This window comes from Streptomyces sp. AC550_RSS872 (assembly GCF_019049285.1).
Taxonomy (GTDB): Bacteria; Actinomycetota; Actinomycetes; order Streptomycetales; family Streptomycetaceae; genus Streptomyces.
In genome coordinates this window covers 422,634-439,358 of record NZ_JAGMUL010000026.1, presented here as the reverse complement: position 1 = coordinate 439,358, position 16,725 = coordinate 422,634, and the positions used below count along the sequence as shown (strand labels likewise).

17 protein-coding genes are annotated in these 16,725 nt (G+C 71.4%); 5 read left to right on the top strand and 12 right to left on the bottom strand.

Features of this window, described 5'->3' with window-relative positions; translation table 11 throughout:
* Positions 1-90: 90 nt before the first annotated feature.
* Entirely contained in the window at positions 91-882 is a 792-nt protein-coding gene (locus KUM44_RS13670; protein ID WP_217208091.1) for a class I SAM-dependent methyltransferase, read from the top strand.
* A gap of 12 nt (positions 883-894) precedes the next feature.
* Here KUM44_RS13670 and KUM44_RS13665 read toward each other — a convergent pair whose 3' ends face one another.
* From KUM44_RS13665 to KUM44_RS13610, 12 genes are all read right to left on the bottom strand, one after another.
* On the bottom strand, positions 895-1,728 hold the full coding sequence (locus tag KUM44_RS13665) for a glutathione S-transferase C-terminal domain-containing protein (RefSeq protein WP_217208090.1): 834 nt from the start codon (positions 1,726-1,728) through the stop codon (positions 895-897).
* A 104-nt stretch (positions 1,729-1,832) separates the two neighbouring features.
* Complete coding sequence (locus tag KUM44_RS13660) at positions 1,833-1,988, bottom strand: hypothetical protein (protein ID WP_217208089.1); 156 nt, start codon at positions 1,986-1,988, stop codon at positions 1,833-1,835.
* A gap of 91 nt (positions 1,989-2,079) precedes the next feature.
* Positions 2,080-2,538 (bottom strand): Rrf2 family transcriptional regulator, encoded by a 459-nt coding sequence (locus KUM44_RS13655; protein ID WP_217208088.1) that lies wholly within the window; start codon positions 2,536-2,538, stop codon positions 2,080-2,082.
* A 52-nt stretch (positions 2,539-2,590) separates the two neighbouring features.
* The gene (locus KUM44_RS13650) at positions 2,591-3,868 is read right to left on the bottom strand and encodes an acyl-CoA dehydrogenase family protein (RefSeq protein ID WP_217208087.1); all 1,278 of its coding nucleotides are present in this window, start codon (positions 3,866-3,868) and stop codon (positions 2,591-2,593) included.
* 149 nt (positions 3,869-4,017) lie between these two features.
* Positions 4,018-5,178: an LLM class flavin-dependent oxidoreductase gene (locus tag KUM44_RS13645; RefSeq protein WP_217208086.1), complete on the bottom strand. Its 1,161-nt coding sequence runs from the start codon at positions 5,176-5,178 to the stop codon at positions 4,018-4,020.
* A gap of 305 nt (positions 5,179-5,483) precedes the next feature.
* Positions 5,484-6,041 (bottom strand): NADPH-dependent FMN reductase, encoded by a 558-nt coding sequence (gene ssuE / locus KUM44_RS13640; protein ID WP_217208085.1) that lies wholly within the window; start codon positions 6,039-6,041, stop codon positions 5,484-5,486.
* Positions 6,042-6,112: 71 nt separating this feature from the next.
* On the bottom strand, positions 6,113-7,099 hold the full coding sequence (locus KUM44_RS13635) for an ABC transporter substrate-binding protein (protein ID WP_217208084.1): 987 nt from the start codon (positions 7,097-7,099) through the stop codon (positions 6,113-6,115).
* A 49-nt stretch (positions 7,100-7,148) separates the two neighbouring features.
* A complete protein-coding gene (locus KUM44_RS13630; protein ID WP_302185994.1) occupies positions 7,149-7,913 on the bottom strand; it encodes an amino acid ABC transporter ATP-binding protein in 765 nt (254 codons plus the stop codon).
* Positions 7,910-8,845, bottom strand: coding sequence for an amino acid ABC transporter permease (locus KUM44_RS13625; RefSeq protein ID WP_217208083.1), 936 nt, complete (start codon positions 8,843-8,845; stop codon positions 7,910-7,912). The genes KUM44_RS13630 and KUM44_RS13625 overlap by 4 nt, the downstream gene beginning before the upstream one ends.
* Positions 8,846-8,848: 3 nt before the next feature.
* Positions 8,849-9,805, bottom strand: coding sequence for an ABC transporter substrate-binding protein (locus tag KUM44_RS13620; protein ID WP_217208082.1), 957 nt, complete (start codon positions 9,803-9,805; stop codon positions 8,849-8,851).
* Entirely contained in the window at positions 9,802-10,317 is a 516-nt protein-coding gene (locus tag KUM44_RS13615) for a GNAT family N-acetyltransferase (protein WP_217208081.1), read from the bottom strand. The genes KUM44_RS13620 and KUM44_RS13615 overlap by 4 nt, the downstream gene beginning before the upstream one ends.
* Positions 10,314-11,441 (bottom strand): LLM class flavin-dependent oxidoreductase, encoded by a 1,128-nt coding sequence (locus tag KUM44_RS13610; RefSeq protein ID WP_217208080.1) that lies wholly within the window; start codon positions 11,439-11,441, stop codon positions 10,314-10,316. Before KUM44_RS13610 ends, KUM44_RS13615 begins: the two co-directional genes overlap by 4 nt.
* 570 nt (positions 11,442-12,011) lie before the next feature.
* On the opposite strand from KUM44_RS13610, the gene KUM44_RS13605 reads away from it, so the two are divergent.
* The 4 genes from KUM44_RS13605 to KUM44_RS45365 form a co-directional block, all read left to right on the top strand.
* Entirely contained in the window at positions 12,012-13,019 is a 1,008-nt protein-coding gene (locus KUM44_RS13605) for an amino acid ABC transporter permease (RefSeq protein WP_217208079.1), read from the top strand.
* Complete coding sequence (locus KUM44_RS13600) at positions 13,016-14,977, top strand: FAD/NAD(P)-binding domain-containing protein (protein WP_217208078.1); 1,962 nt, start codon at positions 13,016-13,018, stop codon at positions 14,975-14,977. The genes KUM44_RS13605 and KUM44_RS13600 overlap by 4 nt, the downstream gene beginning before the upstream one ends.
* A 340-nt stretch (positions 14,978-15,317) precedes the next feature.
* Positions 15,318-16,424 (top strand): aliphatic sulfonate ABC transporter substrate-binding protein, encoded by a 1,107-nt coding sequence (locus KUM44_RS13595; RefSeq protein ID WP_217208077.1) that lies wholly within the window; start codon positions 15,318-15,320, stop codon positions 16,422-16,424.
* Positions 16,425-16,473: 49 nt separating this feature from the next.
* Positions 16,474-16,725: ATP-binding cassette domain-containing protein (locus tag KUM44_RS45365; RefSeq protein ID WP_254389426.1), on the top strand; the 252-nt coding region annotated here is incomplete at its 3' end.

The window sequence follows — 16,725 nt, the reverse complement described above, 5'->3', positions numbered from 1 at the left end:
TAGGGCGCGAAGACGGCGAGCACAGTCGTCCCAGCCCCCCGGTCACGGTGGTGCCAGCACCCGATTCCGGTCCCGCGCGCGGAAATCGGGATGCCTGGGCAGGCCGGCCGGGAGTACGGTCCCGGCGTGACCGATGACGACGGCTCCACGGATGACGGCTACTTCGGCGAGAACATCGCGGCCGACTACGACGACGACACGGCGGACATGTCCCGCCCCGACGCGGTGGACCCCGCGGTCGACCTGCTGGCCGGGCTCGCCGGCGACGGCGCGGCGCTCGAATTCGGCGTCGGCACCGGCCGGATCGCGCTGCCGCTGGCCGGCCGGGGCGTGCCGGTGCACGGCATCGACCTGTCCCGCGCGATGGTGAAACGGCTGCGCGCCAAGCCCGGCGGCGCTGCCGTCGGCGTGACGATCGGGGACTTCGCGACGACCCGGGTGACGGGCGAGTTCGCGTTGGCCTACCTCGTCTTCAACACGATCAACAACCTGACGACCCAGGACGCCCAGGTCGACTGCTTCCGCAACGCCGCCGCCCATCTGCGGCCCGGCGGCTGCTTCGTGGTCGAGGTGGGGGTGCCCGAGCTGCGTCGGCTGCCGCCCGGGCAGGGCGCCGTACCGTTCCACATCAGCGACACACACTGGGCGTTCGACACCTACGACCCCGCCACCCAGGCGATGAGTTCCCACTACGTCACCATCGTCGACGGCCGCGCTCAGCACTCGTCGATCCCGTTCCGGTACGTGTGGCCGGCCGAGCTGGACCTGATGGCCCGGCTGGCCGGCCTCCGGCTGCGCGACCGGTGGGAGAGCTGGACGCGCGAGCCGTTCACCGGCGAGAGCCGCAAGCACGTGTCGGTGTGGGAGAAGCCGGCCGGCTGAGGATTCCGGGGATCACGTCGTCCAGTCGACGATCGGCACCGCGGCGCCGGCGGCCTCCTGGCCACGGCAGTGGGCGTGGTGCCTGCGGGCGATGGCGTCCAGGTCCAGGTGGGAACCGAAGGCGGGGTGGGCGGCCAGCCTGCGCGCGTAGGCCCACAGGTGCGGGTGGCCGGTGACGCGGTGCACGGCGGCGGCGCAGAGGTGATGGCGGTGCACGGTGTCCAGCTGGACCAGCGTGACCCACAACTCGACGTCGGCGTGGGTCAGTCGGGTGCCGAGCACGTACTCCTGGGTGGCGAGCCGTCGGTCCAGTTCGTCCAGTGCGTGCAGGAGTGTGGCCAGCGCGGCGTCGCGTGCGGTCGCGTCGCCGTGCGGCTCTCCGGCGCGCTGCGCCGCCCCGGAGATGTCCTGCTCGCAGAGGCGGGTGATGACGTCCATGGCATCCTCGGCGCCACGGGGGAAGAGGTCCGGGCCACGGCCGCCGAACCTGCGGGCCAGGTCCCGCAGGATGTCGGGGGCGTGGGTGCTGACGATCGTTCCGGTCCAGGCGTCGCTGAGCACCGGTGCGACGGCCGGGCCGGGGTGCTGGTGCGAACTGGCCTCGTACAGCGGGCGCAGCTGAAGATGCCCGCCGTCCTCGGCGTCGGGAACCGCGGGCAGGAGCGTCACCGGGACGGTGTCGTGGAGGCCGAGGAGGCTGTGCGTGACGGCGATCCGCAGACAGTGCGGGCACGAGAGCGAGAGGTGGAGGCGGTAGCGGCGGGGTGCGGCGTAGTAGCCGCTGCGCGCGTCGCAGCCGATCCTGCTGCGGAAGGACGGCACGGCGGTCGGGGCTGGGGCGGACATGCGTCTCCCTGGGGGTGCTCGGTCATGGGCACACGACGGCTTGGGCGCGCGGCGGCTTCGGCGCGGCCGGGATGCGGCAGCTGAGCGTGAGGGTGAGGGTGAGTTCAGACGCGGACGGGCGTGCCGCCCTCACCGTGCGGGGAACTCGCCGCGCTGCACACACGCACGAGATCGATGTGGCGGCGGGACGTCAGTAGGGGCAGCGGCCGGGCGGCGACGCGGACCGCGTCACTACCGAGGTCCAGCGCGGTGCGGCCCATGGTTCCCTACCAATTCACTAGGATTCCCTGAGTGGAGTGTCGGGCCACATCCGAGCCACGTCAAGGGGGCCGCCGAGCAGCGAGACGCCGGTCAGGGATTCGTCCACGCCTCGGGGTCGTCCGCGAGGCTCAGCACTTCGTCGGGGAGTTTGGCCGCGGCCACGTGCGCCAGGGTGACCTCGCCGAGGATCTTGCGGACGTTGGCGCGTACGGCGATCCACAGCGGCAGCAGGGATTCCGCGGGGCCGATGTAGGAGAGGTCCGGCGGGCGTACGCCGCGCACCGAGACGAGGGGGCCGTCCGCCACCCGGATCACGTCCGCGATGGGGATCGAGTCGGCGGGCCGGGCCAGCCGGTAGCCGCCCTTGCCGCCGCGCTGGCTGACCACGAGGCCACCGCGACGCAGGTCGCCGAGGATGCCCTCGAGGAACTTGTGCGGGATGCCCTGCGCCTCGGCGATCGCTTCGGCCTTGAGTGAGGTGTCCTCTCCTGCCGCGGCCAGCTCCAATGCCGCCCGCACCGCATAATCCGCCCTCGCCGAGATCCGCATGCTGAGATTATCCATCACCGCCGCGCCCGTCCCCACCGGCCGGTCCCCCCGGTCAGGCGGGCAGGCTGAAGGGAGGGTGCGCGCCGTTGAGGAAGTAGTCCCCGACCTCGCGCAACCGGTGGGCGACCGGTTCGCGCAGGGTGTGGGTGCGGGTGTCGCGCCAGAAGCGGTCCAGGCCGTGCCGGGCGAAGGCGGCGGGTGCGCCCACGGCGTCCAGGGCGCGGGTGGTGATGTCCTGCGCGGCCCGGGCGGCGGCGGCCTCGGCCGCGCTCGCGAGGACGGCGATCCGCGCACACTCCTCGTCGTCGAGGTCCTCGCCCCGGGCCAGGCCCCGGGTCAGGGCCGCCACCGCCTGGTCGGCGAGGGCGGACGCGGCATGCGCGGAGACGGCGAGTTCGCCGTAGGCCGTCAGCACGTACGGATCCTGCGGCGCGGGCCCCTGCCACGGCTGCGGGGGGAACGGCTCCCACGACGACTTCACCGTCCGTCCGTGCTCGCGGACTTCGCCGAGCAGGCCCTCGGCGACGCCGAGACAGAACTGGGCGGAGACCAGCCGTGCGGTCGGCGCGGCGAGGCCGGCGAAGGGTGACAGGGCGCCGTCGTCGGCGGAGAGGGAGCCGAGCACGTCGTCGTGCGCGACCGGTACGGCGTCGAAGGCCACGCCCCCGGCGGCCGCAAGTCGTCGGCCGAAGGTGTCGCCGGCACTGCCGTTGACCAGGCCCGGGTGGGCGGGGTCGACGAGGACGGCGAGGGGCTCGCCGGTGCCGGGCACGGCGGCGCGGACCAGGAGGCGGTCGGCGACGCCGACGCCGGAGCCGTGGCGCTGATGGCCGTCCAGCAGATAGCCGTTGGCCGTGGGGGTCAGCATGAGCGGCGGTTCCTGCGAGGCGATGCCGCCGCCCCAGTACCACTGTCCCGCCGCGGAGGCCCGCTCGACGCGTGCGGCGCGGTCGGGTCCGCCGAAGAACCGGGCGCAGTAGGACAGGAAGTAGTGGCTGCCCAGCAGATGACCGACCGCCCCGTCGGCGGCCGCGACGGTCCGGACGACGGCGTAGGCCGTGCGCCAGTCCGCTCCCCCGCCGCCGCGCTCGGCCGGTACGAGCAGGGTCAGCAGCCCCGATTCCCGCAGCCGGGCGACCTCGTCGAGCGGGGGCTTGCCGGCCTGCTCGCGCTCGACCGCGTCCGTTGCCAGGTCGTCGGCCAGCTCACGCGCGATGTGCCGCCAGTCGTCCGGTCCCGCCTCCCATGGAGTCGCGTCCGCGGACGGCACAGCCGCGCCCCGCTCGGGGTCGCCGAACGGAGCGGCCGGGGCCGTGGGAGCGATCGTCATGGCGTCATCCTCACTCGCTCCACCGACGAGGGTCAACACTTCCCTAGTAATTCGATAGGAAATCTAGGGAATGCGCGGCGGCGTGGCCGATTCCCGCCCCCGACCGGCCAGTTCACGAGGGCGGTCCGCCGTCTCCGGCGCTCCGGACGTCACCGGCTCCCGGCGTCGACGAGCGGGATCTGTGCCGCGGCCGCTGCGGCCGGCGCACCCGGGAAGGGATGTGTCCACAGCCCTCGGGCCTCCAGCCGCGGCAACACGCCCTCGCCGAACCAGTACGCCTCCTCCAAGTGCGGGTACCCCGAGAGCACGAACTCGTCGATGCCCAGCCGGTGGTACTCGGCGATCCGATCCGCCACCTCGTCATGACTGCCGACCAACGCCGTGCCCGCGCCGCCCCGCACCAGCCCGATGCCGGCCCAGAGGTTCGGGTGGATCTCCAGCTCGTCGCTGCTGCCGCCGTGCAGGGCGAGCATCCGCTGCTGCCCCTCGGACTCGCTGCGGGCGAGCCCGGCCTGGACGGCCCGTACGGTCTCCGTGTCGAAGCCGGCCAGCAACCGCCGCGCCTCCGCCCACGCCTGCTCGCTCGTGTCCCGGGTGATGACGTGCAGACGGATGCCGAAGCGGATGCTGCGGCCCTCCTTCTCGGCCAGCCCCCGGATCCAGGCGATCTTCTCGGCGACGGCCGCCGGCGGCTCGCCCCAGGTGAGGTAGACGTCGGCATGCCGGGCGGCGATCTCCCCGGCGATCGGCGAGGAGCCGCCGAAGTACACCCCGGGGACCGGGTCGGGCACCCGGGCCAGCTTGGCGTCCTCGACCTGGAGGTGCTCGCCGACCAGATCGACGGTCCTGCCCTCCCACAACCCCCGGACGATCTGGAGGAATTCACCGGTCCGGCGGTAACGGCCGTCCTTGTCGAGGAAGTCGCCGTAGGCCCGCTGCTCGTGGCTCTCGCCGCCCGTGACCACGTTGAGCAACAACCGTCCGCCACTCTGCCGTTGGAAGGTGGACGCCATCTGCGCGGCGAGGGTGGGTGAGACGGAGCCGGGCCGGAAGGCGACCAGGAACTTCAGGCGCTCGGTGTGCCGGCTGACCATCGCGGTGGTCAGCCAGGCGTCCTCGCACCAGGCGCCGGTCGGGGTGAGCGCGCCGACGAAGCCCAGGTCCTCTGCGGCGCGGGCGATCTGGCTGAGGTAGGCGACCGTCGGCGGCCGGTCGCGGCCCGACGCCGTGGCCGGGGTGCCGTGGCCACCGCCGACGACGTGGCGACTGTCGCCGTTGGTGGGCAGGAACCAGTGGAAGGTGAGGGCCATGGGGGTCTCCGATCGAGGTGGTGCGTCACAGCAGTGCGTGCCGGTGCGGGCGCCGTTGAACACGTGGCGGCCGGTGTGCTGGACCTTCCAGCGGGCCGGGTCGTGCCATCAGCAGGGGCGGCGCGAAGGGTTTGGTTGAGGGGTGGTGGCCAGGCGACGCGTGGGCGGGTGCGGGCGTCGCGCCCGTGGCGGTGCGGGCCCGGGGAGTGGGGCGCCGACCGGTTCCCCGAACCGCTGGATCAGCGGCGCGTCCTCGGCGAGTGTCTCCGTACGGACAGCCGGGCCGGCGATCACGGTCTTCTCGGTCATCCGGCGGCCGCCAGCAGGGCCGGACGGCCGCCGAGGGCGAGGGAGAACTGGTCGGTGACCTGGGCCAGCGCCTCGGCGCTGCCGGGTGCGACGCTCAATGTGCCGTCGTCGCCCACGGTGATGTCCTTGTCGAGGGTGAACCAGCCCGGGGTGATGTGGGCGGGACCCATGGAGTTCAGGACCGGGCGCAGGGCGTAGTCGATCGCCAGGACATGGGCGGTGGTGCCGCCGGTGGCCAGCGGCAGGACGGTCTTGCCCGCGAGCGCGTACTGCGGGAGCAGGTCGAGCAACGACTTCAGCAGACCGGAGTAGGCGGCCTTGTAGACGGGGGTGCCGATGACGATGCCGTCCGCGCGCTCGACCAGGGCGGTGGCCTCGATGATCGCCGGATGCCGGAAGTCGGCGTGCAGCAGCGCCTCGGGCGGGAGGGTGCGGACGTCGAGCGGGATCACGTCGTGGCCCTGGGCGGCGAGCCGGTCGTCCAGATGGCGCAGCAGACGGGCGGTGCGGGAGGCGGCGGAGGGGCTGCCGGAGACGGAGAGGACGGTGGCCATGGGTGGACCTTTCAGGAGACCGGGAGGCGGAGTTGGCGGGGCATGACCCCGTGTCCTGTCGGACGGGTCGGCTACTTGTCGGTCCGGGGCAGGCCGGGCGGGTTGATCCCGGACTTGGTCACGGCCTCGTCGGACAGGCCCCAGCGCCCCAGGACCTTCGCGTACGTCCCGTTCTCGATGACGTGGTCGAGGGCGTCGGCGAGCGGCTTGACCAGACCGCTGTCCTTCTTGGTGGTGGCGGCGATGAGGCCCTGGAGGGTGGCACCGGCGCCGGAGTAGGTGCCGACGACCTCCGTCTTCCCGGTGGCGGCCGCGTGGTAGGCGGCCGTCGGGTTGGGGCCGAGGTAGAGGTCGATCCGGCCGGACTGGAGCGCGAGGTAGGTGTCGCTGTCGTTCTGGTAGTACTTGATGTCCACCGGCTTGCGGCCGGCCTTCTCGTTCTCCCTGCTCCACTCGATGAGCAGCTTCTCCTGGTTGGTTCCGCTGCCCACGGCGACCGTCCTGCCCGCCACGTCCGCGGGGCCGGTGACCTTCAGGCCGCTGCCCTTCCTGGCCTCGAAGCCCAGGTTGTCCTCGCGGTAGGTGGCGAAGTCGTACTTCTCCTTGCGCTCCTCGGTGACGGTGATGTTGCTGAAGCCGACGTCGTACTTGGCGCTGTCGAGGCCGACGAAGATGTTCTCCCAGGACACCGTGTTGATGTCCGCCTTGAGCCCGAGGACGTCGGCGACCAGGTGGGCGAGGTCGGGTTCGACGCCGATGACGGTCTTGTTGTCGGTGGCGTAGAAGGTGAGCGGCGCGGCGGAGCCGGACGAGCCGACGATCTCCAGCGTGCCTCTCTTGCGGATCGCCTCCGGGACCTCGGCGGCTATGGAGTCGACCTTGTCGGTGGTGACGCGGTCCTGGTCGGGACTGAGGTTGATCTTCGTCTTGGTGCCCGACGTGGCCGCGACCTCGGTGGTGCCGCCGTCGGTGGGATTGGCGCAGGCGGAGAGGACGAGGGCGCAGGCGAGTCCCAGGACGGCTGCGGTGGTACGGCGACGGGCGAGGCTGGTGGACACGGTCGTTCTCCTTGCGTGGCGGACCGGGGTGACGGTGGCTGAGGGTGGGTCAGAGGACCTTGGAGAGGAAGGCGCGGGTCCGTTCCTGGCGTGGGTGGTCCAGGACGGCCGTGGGCGGGCCCTGTTCCACGACCACGCCGCCGTCCATGAACACCACGGTGTCCGCGACCTCGCGGGCGAAGCCGATCTCGTGGGTGACGACGATCATGGTGGTGCCGGTGCCGGCCAGGTCCTTGATGACGTCGAGGACTTCGCCGACGAGTTCCGGGTCGAGGGCCGAGGTCGGCTCGTCGAAGAGCAGCACCTTCGGTTCCAGGGCGAGCGCGCGGGCGATGGCGACACGCTGCTGCTGGCCGCCGGACAGCCGGCGCGGGTAGGCGTCCGACTTGTCGGCGAGGCCGACCCGGTCGAGGAGCCGGCGGGCGGTGTCCTCCGCCTCCTTGCGCGGGCGGCGCAGCGCGGAGACGGGGGCCTCGACGAGGTTCTCCAGCACGGTCAGATGCGGGAAGAGGTGGAAGTTCTGGAAGACGAACCCGATGTTCGTCCGCTGTTTGAGAACGTCCTTCTCCTTCAGCTCGTGGAGCTTGTTCCCGGAGCGGCGGTAGCCGATGAGTTCGCCGTCGATGCTGACCCAGCCGCGGCTCACCTTCTCCAGGTGGTTGATGGTGCGCAGCAGCGTGGACTTGCCGGAGCCGGAGGGGCCGAGGATCACGGTGACCTCGCCGGCGCGGACCCGAAGGTCGACGCCGCGCAGCACTTCCAGCGGGCCGAAGCTCTTGTGGACGCCGTGGACGTCCACCATGACGGCACTCATGAGATCTCCTTCGTCGCGAACCGGCGCCGGACGCGCTGGAGCGGGGTGGGCGGCGGGGTGCGGTCGGCGCCCCGGGCGTAGCGGCGCTCCACGTAGTACTGGGCGACCGAGAGGAGGGAGGTGAGGACGACGTACCAGGCGGTGGCGACCAGCAGCAGCGGGATCACCCGGCCGTTGCGGCCGTAGATCACCTGGACCTGGTAGAAGAGCTCGCCGATGGACATCACATAGACCACCGAAGTGCCCTTCAGCAGACCGATGATCTCGTTGCCGGCCGTGGGCAGGATGGCGCGCATGGCCTGCGGCAGCACGATCCGCCGGATCTGCCGCAGCCGGGGGATGCCCAGCGTCGCCGCCGCCTCCAGCTGCCCGTGGTCGACGGAGAGGACGCCGCCGCGCACGATCTCGGCGGCGTAGGCGGCCTGATGCAGCGTCAGTCCGATGACGGCGGCGCCGATGGTGCCGATGAGCGTGTTGCTGTCAATGGAGAAGAACACCGGGCCGAAGGGGACGCCGACGCCCAACTCCTTGTACAGCGCGCTGAGGTTGAACCAGAAGACCAGCTGGACGATCATCGGGATCGACCGGAAGATCCAGACATAGGCCCAGGCGACGGTCGAGAGCACCGGGCTGCGGGACAGCCGCATGAAGGCGAGCACGGTGCCGAGGAGGAAACCGAGGACGGTGGCGTAGGCGGTGAGCTGGAGGGTCACCCACACCGCCTGGACGATCGTCTCGGAGAAGACGTAGTCCCAGAAGACGTTCCACTCCCAGACGGGGTTGGTGGCCAGGCCGTGCGTGAACTGGGCGACGAGCACGATCACGGCGATGCCCGCGGCCCAGCGGGCGTAGTGGCGGGTGGCGACGATCTTCAGGTCAGCGGAGTCCTCGACCTGTTGCGTGGCCGGTTCTGTGATGGTGTGGCTGCTCATGGGTCACCTGTGCTCGGCCGGGTTGATCCGCGACGTGTCGATCGCGGAGGCGGCGGTGCCCCACTTGGTGAGGATCCGGGCGTAGGCGCCGTCCTTGATCAGCTCGTTGACGGCGGCCTGGAAGGCCTTGGTGAGCGGGGAGCCCTTCTTGAAGGCGAAGCCGACGTCGAGGCGGTGGAACTCGCCCAGGAACGTGGTCTGCGACGCGGGCTGGGACGCCTGGTAGCGCAGGCCGTTGATCGTCGACATGATCACGTCGATACGGCCCTGCTGAAGCGCGGTGAGCGTCGCCGCGTTCTCCGAGTAGACCTTCACGTCGTACGGTTTCCGGCCCGCCTTGGCGCACACGCCCTTCTGCGCGGTGAGGGTCGCCTCGAAGGTGGTTCCGGCGCCGGTGCCGATGGTCAGCCCGCACAGCTGGGTGAGGTCGGTGATCTTCGACTTGAGCGCGGTGTTGCCCTGCTTCACGGCGAAACCCTGGCCGTCGTTGATGTAGGTGACGAAGTCGATGGTCTTCAGGCGTTCGCTGGTGACGCCGAAGTTGCCGGTGCCGAAGTCGTACTTGCCGCTGCCGAGGGCGGGCAGGATCGTCTCGAAGGAGGCGTCCTGGCGCTCCAGCTTCACGCCGAGCACCTTGGCCACCGCGTCGGCGAGGTCGATGTCCTGGCCGGCGGGGGCCTTGTCCGTACCGTTCGGGTAGTACGCCCCGGGCGGGAACCCGATCGAACTGCCCACCCGCAGCGTGCCCGCCTTGCGTACGTCGGCGGGCAGCAGGGCGGCGACGGAGTCCACCTCGCGTACGGCGGCGACCGGGTCGTCGGTCGGCGCGGGAGAGCCCTGGGCGCCCACGGGCACCGCGCCGCCGGTGTCGCCGGAGCCGCAGGCGGTCAGCGCGAGCAGGGGCAGCAGGGCGAGGGCGGCGGCGCCGCGCAGGCGGGTTCTGATCGTGCGGAGGTTCACTGGTCGGGGGCCTTTCCCGTGCGTTCCCGGACTGCGAGGTGCTTCTCGAACGGCAGCGGGCCGATGGTTTCCGGGTCGGCCTCCGTGTCGAACAGCGGTGTGTAGCCGGTAGCCAGATACAGGCCGCGGGCCTCGGGCTGGCGCGGCCCGGTGGTCAGGTAGATCCGCCGGTAGCCGCCCGCGCTCGCCGCCCGCTCCAACTCGGCGATGACGCGCCGGGCAAGGCCGCGTCTGCGGTGCGCGGAGTGCGTCCAGATCCGCTTCAGCTCGGCCGTGGTCGCGTCGTACCGACGGAAGGCACCGCCCGCGACCGCCTCCCCGCGCTCCAGCAGCAACAGGAGCAGCCCGCCGTGCGGTTCGGTGAACTCCTCGTCCGGGTAGCGGGAGATCTCGGCGTGCGCGTCCTTGCCGTAGCGGGTGGAGTACTCGTGGCCGAGTTCGCGCAGCAGGGGCTCGACCCGAGGATCGGAGACGGCAACCTGAATGGCCGTCAACTCCGGTGCGGAGGTCATCCGTTCACCGCCGCGAGGGTCTGCGTCCCGCGCGCCGCCCGCTCGGCGTCGCGCTTGGCGACCTCCTCGCGGACGATCGGGATCACGTGGCGGCCGAAGTCGATGGCGTCGCCCAGCAGGTCGTAGCCGCGCGCGGAGAGGATGTCGACGCCGAGGTCGTAGTAGTCGAGCAGCGCCTGGGCGACCGTCTCCGGGGTGCCGACCAGGGCGTTGGAGTTGCCCGCGCCACCGGTCGCGGCGGCGGTCGGGGTCCACAAGGCACGGTCGTAGCGCTCGCCCGCCTCGGCGATGGCGATCAGCCGCTGCGAGCCGGCGTTCTCGGGTGCGCCGCTGCGGTGGTGCCGTACGAGGCCCGTCTCGCGGCGTTCCCGGATGGCGCCGACCGTGCGGTGGGCCTTCTCCCAGGCCAGTTCCTCGGTCGGGGCGATGATCGGGCGGAAGGCGACCTGGATGCGCGGCACGTCGGTGCGGCCTGCGGCCTTCGCGGCGGCCTTCACTTCCTCGATCTGCTCGGCGGTCTTCGCCAGGGGCTCGCCCCACAGGCAGTAGATGTCGGCCTCGGCGCCTCCGGCGGCGTACGCGGCGGCCGACGAGCCGCCGAACGACACGCCCGGGCGGGGCTGTTGGACCGGGAAGACGTCGCTGACGAAGTCGTGGAAGCGGTAGTGGTCACCCTCGTGGTCGAAGGGCTCGTGGGTGGTCCAGATCTTCTTGACGATGCGGATGTACTCGCGGGTGCGGGCGTAGCGCTCGTCCTTGGTGAGGGTGTCGCCCTCACGGCCCTGCTCGTGGTCGTTGCCGCCGGTGATGAAGTGCACGGTCAGCCGGCCCTCGCTGATCTGGTCGAGGGTGGCGAAGGTCTTGGCGGCGAAGGTGGGGTAGGACACGTTGGGCCGGTGGGCGAGGAGGATCTGGAGGTGGTCCAGCCGGCTCGCGATGTAGGCGGCGGCCGGCGCCGGGTCCGGCGATCCGGAGCCGTAGGCGAACAGCACCCGGTCCCAGCCGTGGTCCTCGTGCGCCCGGGCGAGCCGGAGCGTGTACTCCTTGTCGAACGCGGCGCCGGAGCGCGGCGTGGTTTCGGAGCCGTCGTTGGTGGCGGCGATGCCGAGGAACTCCACGGGCATGGGAAGACCTTTCGGGAATGCGGGAGCGCGCGGGCAGGGCGAAGCACAACTGCCCGGCGCACAGGCACGAGTGAGGAACCGTCAGATAACCGCTGACGGGTCGGTCAAAGGCGTGACGACGACAGGCGTCGGTGAAACCGAGGAGGGGGTTGCGGCAGCGCGCGAAGGGAGAACTCGGCCCGCGACGGGGTCACCGAGGGAGGGAAGGGCCGGTCAGACGGCCCGCTGCCGAGTCAGACGCGACACGCCGCGGACCACACCCGACCGAAGTCGATGTGATCGCGCGTGACCAAGCGCTGCTGGGCGTTCATGCGATTAATTGAGCAGCACATCGTGGCCCTCGTCAAGCGACGCCCGGATGCCGGACCGGCTCGAACGGTCCTTCCTCATGGGCTGTTGACACCCGCACGGCAGGGGCACATACGATCGAAGGCGGATCGGCTCCGCGACGCGCGGCAGCCTCTCCGGCCGCGTTGAGGGACGCGGCAGCGTGACGACACCGAAGCCCGGCCGCACCGCGCCGCCCCGGGCACACCCACGCCTGCGATTCCCTCCCCGGAGAGCCTCCCCATGGTCACGCCGCCCGATGTCACGTCCACGCCTGCCGCGAAGACCCCGCGGGCACCTGACGCCCCTGCCCCCGACCTCCCCCGGATCGTGCCGCGCCGGCACGCCGGACGGTGGCTGACCGCCGCCGTCGCCCTGCTGCTCTTCGCGATGGTGCTCAACTCCGTGGTCCGCAACGAGGCGTTCCAATGGGGCGTGGTGGGCCGGTACTTCACCACCGCCGCCGTGCTCGACGGACTACTGCTCTCGCTGTGGCTGACCGCGGTCGTGATGGTGCTGGGCTTTCTGCTCGGTACCGCGCTCGCGGTCATGCGACTCTCCGCCAACCCAGTGCTGCGCACGCTGAGTTGGGGCTATGTGTGGGTCTTCCGGTCCACGCCGCTGCTGGTGCAGCTGCTGTTCTGGTTCAACATCGGCGCCCTGTACCCGACGCTGGGCCTGGGCATCCCGTTCGGCCCGGAGTTCCTCACCGTCAAGACGGTCAACCTGCTCGGCCCGACCCTCACCGCCGTCATCGGCCTGACCCTGCACGAGACGGCCTACGCCGCCGAGGTCGTCCGCGGCGGCATCCTCTCCGTGGAGGCCGGGCAGACCGAGGCCGCCCAGGCACTCGGTCTGAGCAGACGCCGTGCCCTGCGCCGGATCGTCGTCCCGCAGGCGATGCGCTCCATCGTGCCGACCGCCGGGAACATGCTGATCGGCACCCTCAAGGGCACCAGCATCGTCAGCGTGCTGGCCGTGCACGACCTGCTGTATTCGGTGCAGCTGATCTACAACCAGACGTACCAGGTGATCCCGCTGCTGATGGTCGCCACGCTGTGGTACATCGCGGTGACCACGGTGCTGAGCGCCGGCCAGTTCTACGTCGAGCGGTACTACGCCCGCGGCAACTCCCGTGCCCTGCCGCCCACTCCGCTCCAGCGGCTGCGCGGCCACCTGACCGCTGTGCGCCTCCGGCTGAGCGCGGCGACGGCGGCCGACGCCCGCCCGGTGATCGGCGGCGACCGGTGAGCGGCGGCACTTCCGCGGCCGCCCTGGTCGTCGTCGGCGCGGGGCCGCGTGCCACGGGACTGCTGGAGCGGATCGCCGCCAACGCGCCCGAACTGTGGGACCGGCGGCGGGAGTTGCGGATCCATCTGGTGGACCCGCATCCGCCCGGGCCGGGGCGGGTCTGGCGGGACGCGCAGTCCGGACTGCTGCGGATGAACTCGATGGCCGAGGACGTCACGATGTTCACCGACGAGTCGTCCACCATCGAGGGTCCGGTACGGCCGGGGCCGTCGCTCGCCGAGTGGGCGGCCCAGTTCTCCGGCCGGGTCCCGCGCCACACGCCCTACGCCGAACCGGCCGACCCGGACGTGCTGGCCGAGCTGCGCTCGCTGGCCGGGAGCGACTTCCCCACACGCCGTGCCCAGAGCGCCTACCTGGACTGGGTGTTCCGCCGGGCGCTGGCCGAGCTGCCGCCCGCCGTCACCGTCGAGTGGCACCGCACCACCGCGACCGCCGTCACCGGTCCCGCCGACGGCCCCCAGCAGGTCCACCTGGCCGACCGCGCCACGCCGCTCACCGCCGACCTGGTGGTCCTCGCCCAGGGACACATCGGCTCCCTCCCCTCCGCCGAGCACCGCGACCACGCCGCCTTCGCCCGCCGTCACGGCCGCTTCCACCTCCCGCCGGAGTTCTCCGCCGACGCCGACCTGTCCGCGCTGCGCCCCGGCGAACACGTCATCCTGCGCGGCTTCGGGCTCGCCTTCATCGACCTGATGTCCCTGCTCACCGAGGGCCGGGGCGGCACCTACCGCACCGAGCCCGACGGCACCCTCACCTACCTGCCGTCCGGCCGTGAGCCCGTCCTGCACGTCGGATCACGGCGTGGGGTGCCGTACCACTCAAAGACCCGCTACCAGCTCCAGGGCCCCCGGCCCCCGCTGCCCCGGTACTTCGGCCCCGACGCGGTCGACGGGCTGCTCGCCGAGGGCCGCCCGCTGGATCTGCGGCGCGATGTGTGGCCGCTGATGGCCAAGGAGATCGGCTTCGGCCACTACCACGAGCTCTTCCACGCCCACCCCGGGCGCACCGCGCTCCCCTGGGCGGACTTCGTCGCCGCGTACGACCGACTGGAATGGTACGGCGAGGAGATGACGGCCCTCGTCGCCAAGGCCGTACCGGACCCGGCGGACCGGTTGGACTTCGAGGCTCTGGACCACCCCCTGGACGGCCTCGCCTTCCCCACCCCGGGCGCCTTCCAGGAGCACCTGCGCGATCACATCGCCCGGGACGTCACCCGCCGCGAGGACCCGGAGTTCAGCGCCGATCTCGGGGCGTTCCTCGCCCTGCTCTCCCTCTACGGGCAACTGCCCCGGCTGGTCGCGGCGGGACGGCTGACCGCACGGTCCGTCGCCGAGCAGCTCGACGGCTGGTGGCAGGGTTTCTTCAGCTTCCTGGCCTCCGGGCCGCCCGGCTTCCGGCTGCGCCAGCTGCTGGCCCTGTCCCGGGCCGGGATCGTCCGGTTCCTCGGCGCCGACATCCTGATCGGCACCGACGAGACCACCGGCACCTTCACCGCGACCAGCCCCACCGTCCCCGGCCACACCGTCCACGCGTCCGCGCTGATCGAGGCGTATCTGCCCGGCGCCTCCCTCAGCCGCACCGAGGACCCCCTCCTGCGCGACCTGCACCGGGCCGGCGCCCTCACCGAGGAGGTCATCGCCGACGCCACCCACACCCACCGCTCCGGACTGCTCGCCGTCTCCCCCACGGACGGCCATGTCCTCGACCCGTCCGTGGGCGGCACGCATCCGCGCCGTATCGCGCTCGGCGCCCCGACCAACAGCCGGGCCGTCGCCGCGTTCGCCCGCCCCCGCACCGACGCGCCCGCGTTCCGCCAGAACGACGCGGTCGCACGTGCCCTGCTGTGCGCTCTGAGCTCGCCGTTCCCACATAGAGAGATGGCATCGTCCATTATCTGAACATCCCCTTGGGCTGGACGCCGCCTTCTGCCACGATCCCCATCAACCAGGTAGGAAAACTAGGAATCTGTGGGGGTGGGGTCACCATGCGGACGCGTCATCACACAGGCCTGTTGCTGCCTCTTCTGACCTCGCGTCGTCACATCGACTTCGGGCGTACGTCCAGCGCCATCTGTCGGCCCGTCTGAGACCGCCGCAGCAGCCGCCCGCGCCGCCGAACACGCAGTACCCCTGCCGTCCCCTCCCGGGCCGGCGGGCGAGTGCTGTGCCGGTGCGCATCCAGAGGCCGCGCGCCTCGCCCCGTACGTTCCAGATCACTCATTCCTGAGAGGACACCTCCGTGTCTGCCGCAAGACCTCTCTCCGCCCTGCGCATCCTCGCCGTCACAGCGGCGCTCCCTCTGCTGCTGACCGCCTGCGGCTACGGCGCCGAGTCCACCGACGACGGCAAGCAGGCCGAGGTCGCGGCGGACGCCAAGAAGCTCTCCGCCGACGAGGTGAAGATCGGCTACTTCCCCAACCTCACGCACGCCACCGCTCTGGTGGGCGTCCAGGAGGGCCTGCTCCAGAAGGAGCTCGGCGGTACCACGATCAAGGCGTCGACGTTCAACGCGGGGCCGTCGGAGATCGAGGCGCTGAACTCCCAGTCCACCGACATCGGCTGGATCGGTCCCTCCCCCGCCATCAACGGTTACACCAAGGCGGACGGCAAGAACCTGCGGATCATCTCCGGTTCGGCCTCGGGCGGCGTGAAGCTCGTCGTCAACCCGGAGAAGATCAAGTCCCTGAAGGACGTCAAGGGCAAGAAGATCGCCACCCCGCAGCTCGGCAACACCCAGGACGTGGCGCTGCTCAACTGGATCTCCGAACAGGGCTGGAAGGTCGACGCGGAGAGCGGCAAGGGCGACGTGTCCGTCGTCCGCACGGACAACAAGATCACGCCCGACGCCTACAAGTCCGGCTCGATCGACGGCGCGTGGGTGCCGGAGCCGACCGCGTCCAAGCTGGTCTCGGAGGGCGCCAAGGTGCTCCTCGACGAGGCCGACCTGTGGCCCGACAAGAAGTTCGTGATCACGAACATCATCGTGCGGCAGGACTTCCTGAAGGAACACCCGGATGTCGTCGAGGCCGTGCTGCGCGGTTCGGTGAAGACCAACGCCTGGATCAACGCCAACCCGGACAAGGCCAAGGCCTCCGCGAACAAGGCCCTGGAGCAGCTCTCCGGCAAGGCCCTGCCCGCCGAGGTCATCGACCCGGCCTGGAAGTCGATCGCCTTCCTTGACGACCCACTGGCCGCGACCCTCGGCACCGAGGCGGACCACGCGGTCCAGGCCGGTCTGTTGGAAAAGCCCGACCTCAAGGGCATCTACGACCTCGCGCCGCTCAACAAGGTCCTCAAGGCCGAGGGCAGGGACGAGGTCGACGACGCCGGTCTCGGCGTCGAGTAGCTCCCCCGCCCATACCCCCGCACCCGACGTTTCCCAGGAGGTGACGACCATGGCCACTTTGACGGCCACGACCGACAAGGTCGCCGAGGACGCCACGGCGGCGACGTATGCCGCCCGGATCGAGCATGTCTCGAAGTCCTTCCCCGGCCCCGCCGGCCGGCAGCTCGTCCTGGACGACATCACGCTCGATGTCGCGCCCGGCGAGTTCGTCACCCTCCTGGGGGCCTCGGGCTGCGGCAAATCCACCCTGCTCAACCTGGTCGCGGGGCTGGACCGGCCGTCCGCCGGCACGATCGGCACG

Excerpts from the sequence above, each read along its gene's own strand:
- KUM44_RS13670 (WP_217208091.1), top strand. The coding sequence starts at position 91 with ATGCCTGGGCAGGCCGGCCGGGAGTACGGTCCCGGCGTGACCGATGAC.
- KUM44_RS13665 (WP_217208090.1), bottom strand. The coding sequence starts at position 1,728 with ATGTCCGCCCCAGCCCCGACCGCCGTGCCGTCCTTCCGCAGCAGGATC.
- KUM44_RS13660 (WP_217208089.1), bottom strand. The coding sequence starts at position 1,988 with ATGGGCCGCACCGCGCTGGACCTCGGTAGTGACGCGGTCCGCGTCGCC.
- KUM44_RS13655 (WP_217208088.1), bottom strand. The coding sequence starts at position 2,538 with ATGCGGATCTCGGCGAGGGCGGATTATGCGGTGCGGGCGGCATTGGAG.
- KUM44_RS13650 (WP_217208087.1), bottom strand. The coding sequence starts at position 3,868 with ATGACGATCGCTCCCACGGCCCCGGCCGCTCCGTTCGGCGACCCCGAG.
- KUM44_RS13645 (WP_217208086.1), bottom strand. The coding sequence starts at position 5,178 with ATGGCCCTCACCTTCCACTGGTTCCTGCCCACCAACGGCGACAGTCGC.
- ssuE (WP_217208085.1), bottom strand. The coding sequence starts at position 6,041 with ATGGCCACCGTCCTCTCCGTCTCCGGCAGCCCCTCCGCCGCCTCCCGC.
- KUM44_RS13630 (WP_302185994.1), bottom strand. The coding sequence starts at position 7,913 with ATGAGTGCCGTCATGGTGGACGTCCACGGCGTCCACAAGAGCTTCGGC.
- KUM44_RS13625 (WP_217208083.1), bottom strand. The coding sequence starts at position 8,845 with ATGAGCAGCCACACCATCACAGAACCGGCCACGCAACAGGTCGAGGAC.
- KUM44_RS13615 (WP_217208081.1), bottom strand. The coding sequence starts at position 10,317 with ATGACCTCCGCACCGGAGTTGACGGCCATTCAGGTTGCCGTCTCCGAT.
- KUM44_RS13610 (WP_217208080.1), bottom strand. The coding sequence starts at position 11,441 with ATGCCCGTGGAGTTCCTCGGCATCGCCGCCACCAACGACGGCTCCGAA.
- KUM44_RS13605 (WP_217208079.1), top strand. The coding sequence starts at position 12,012 with ATGGTCACGCCGCCCGATGTCACGTCCACGCCTGCCGCGAAGACCCCG.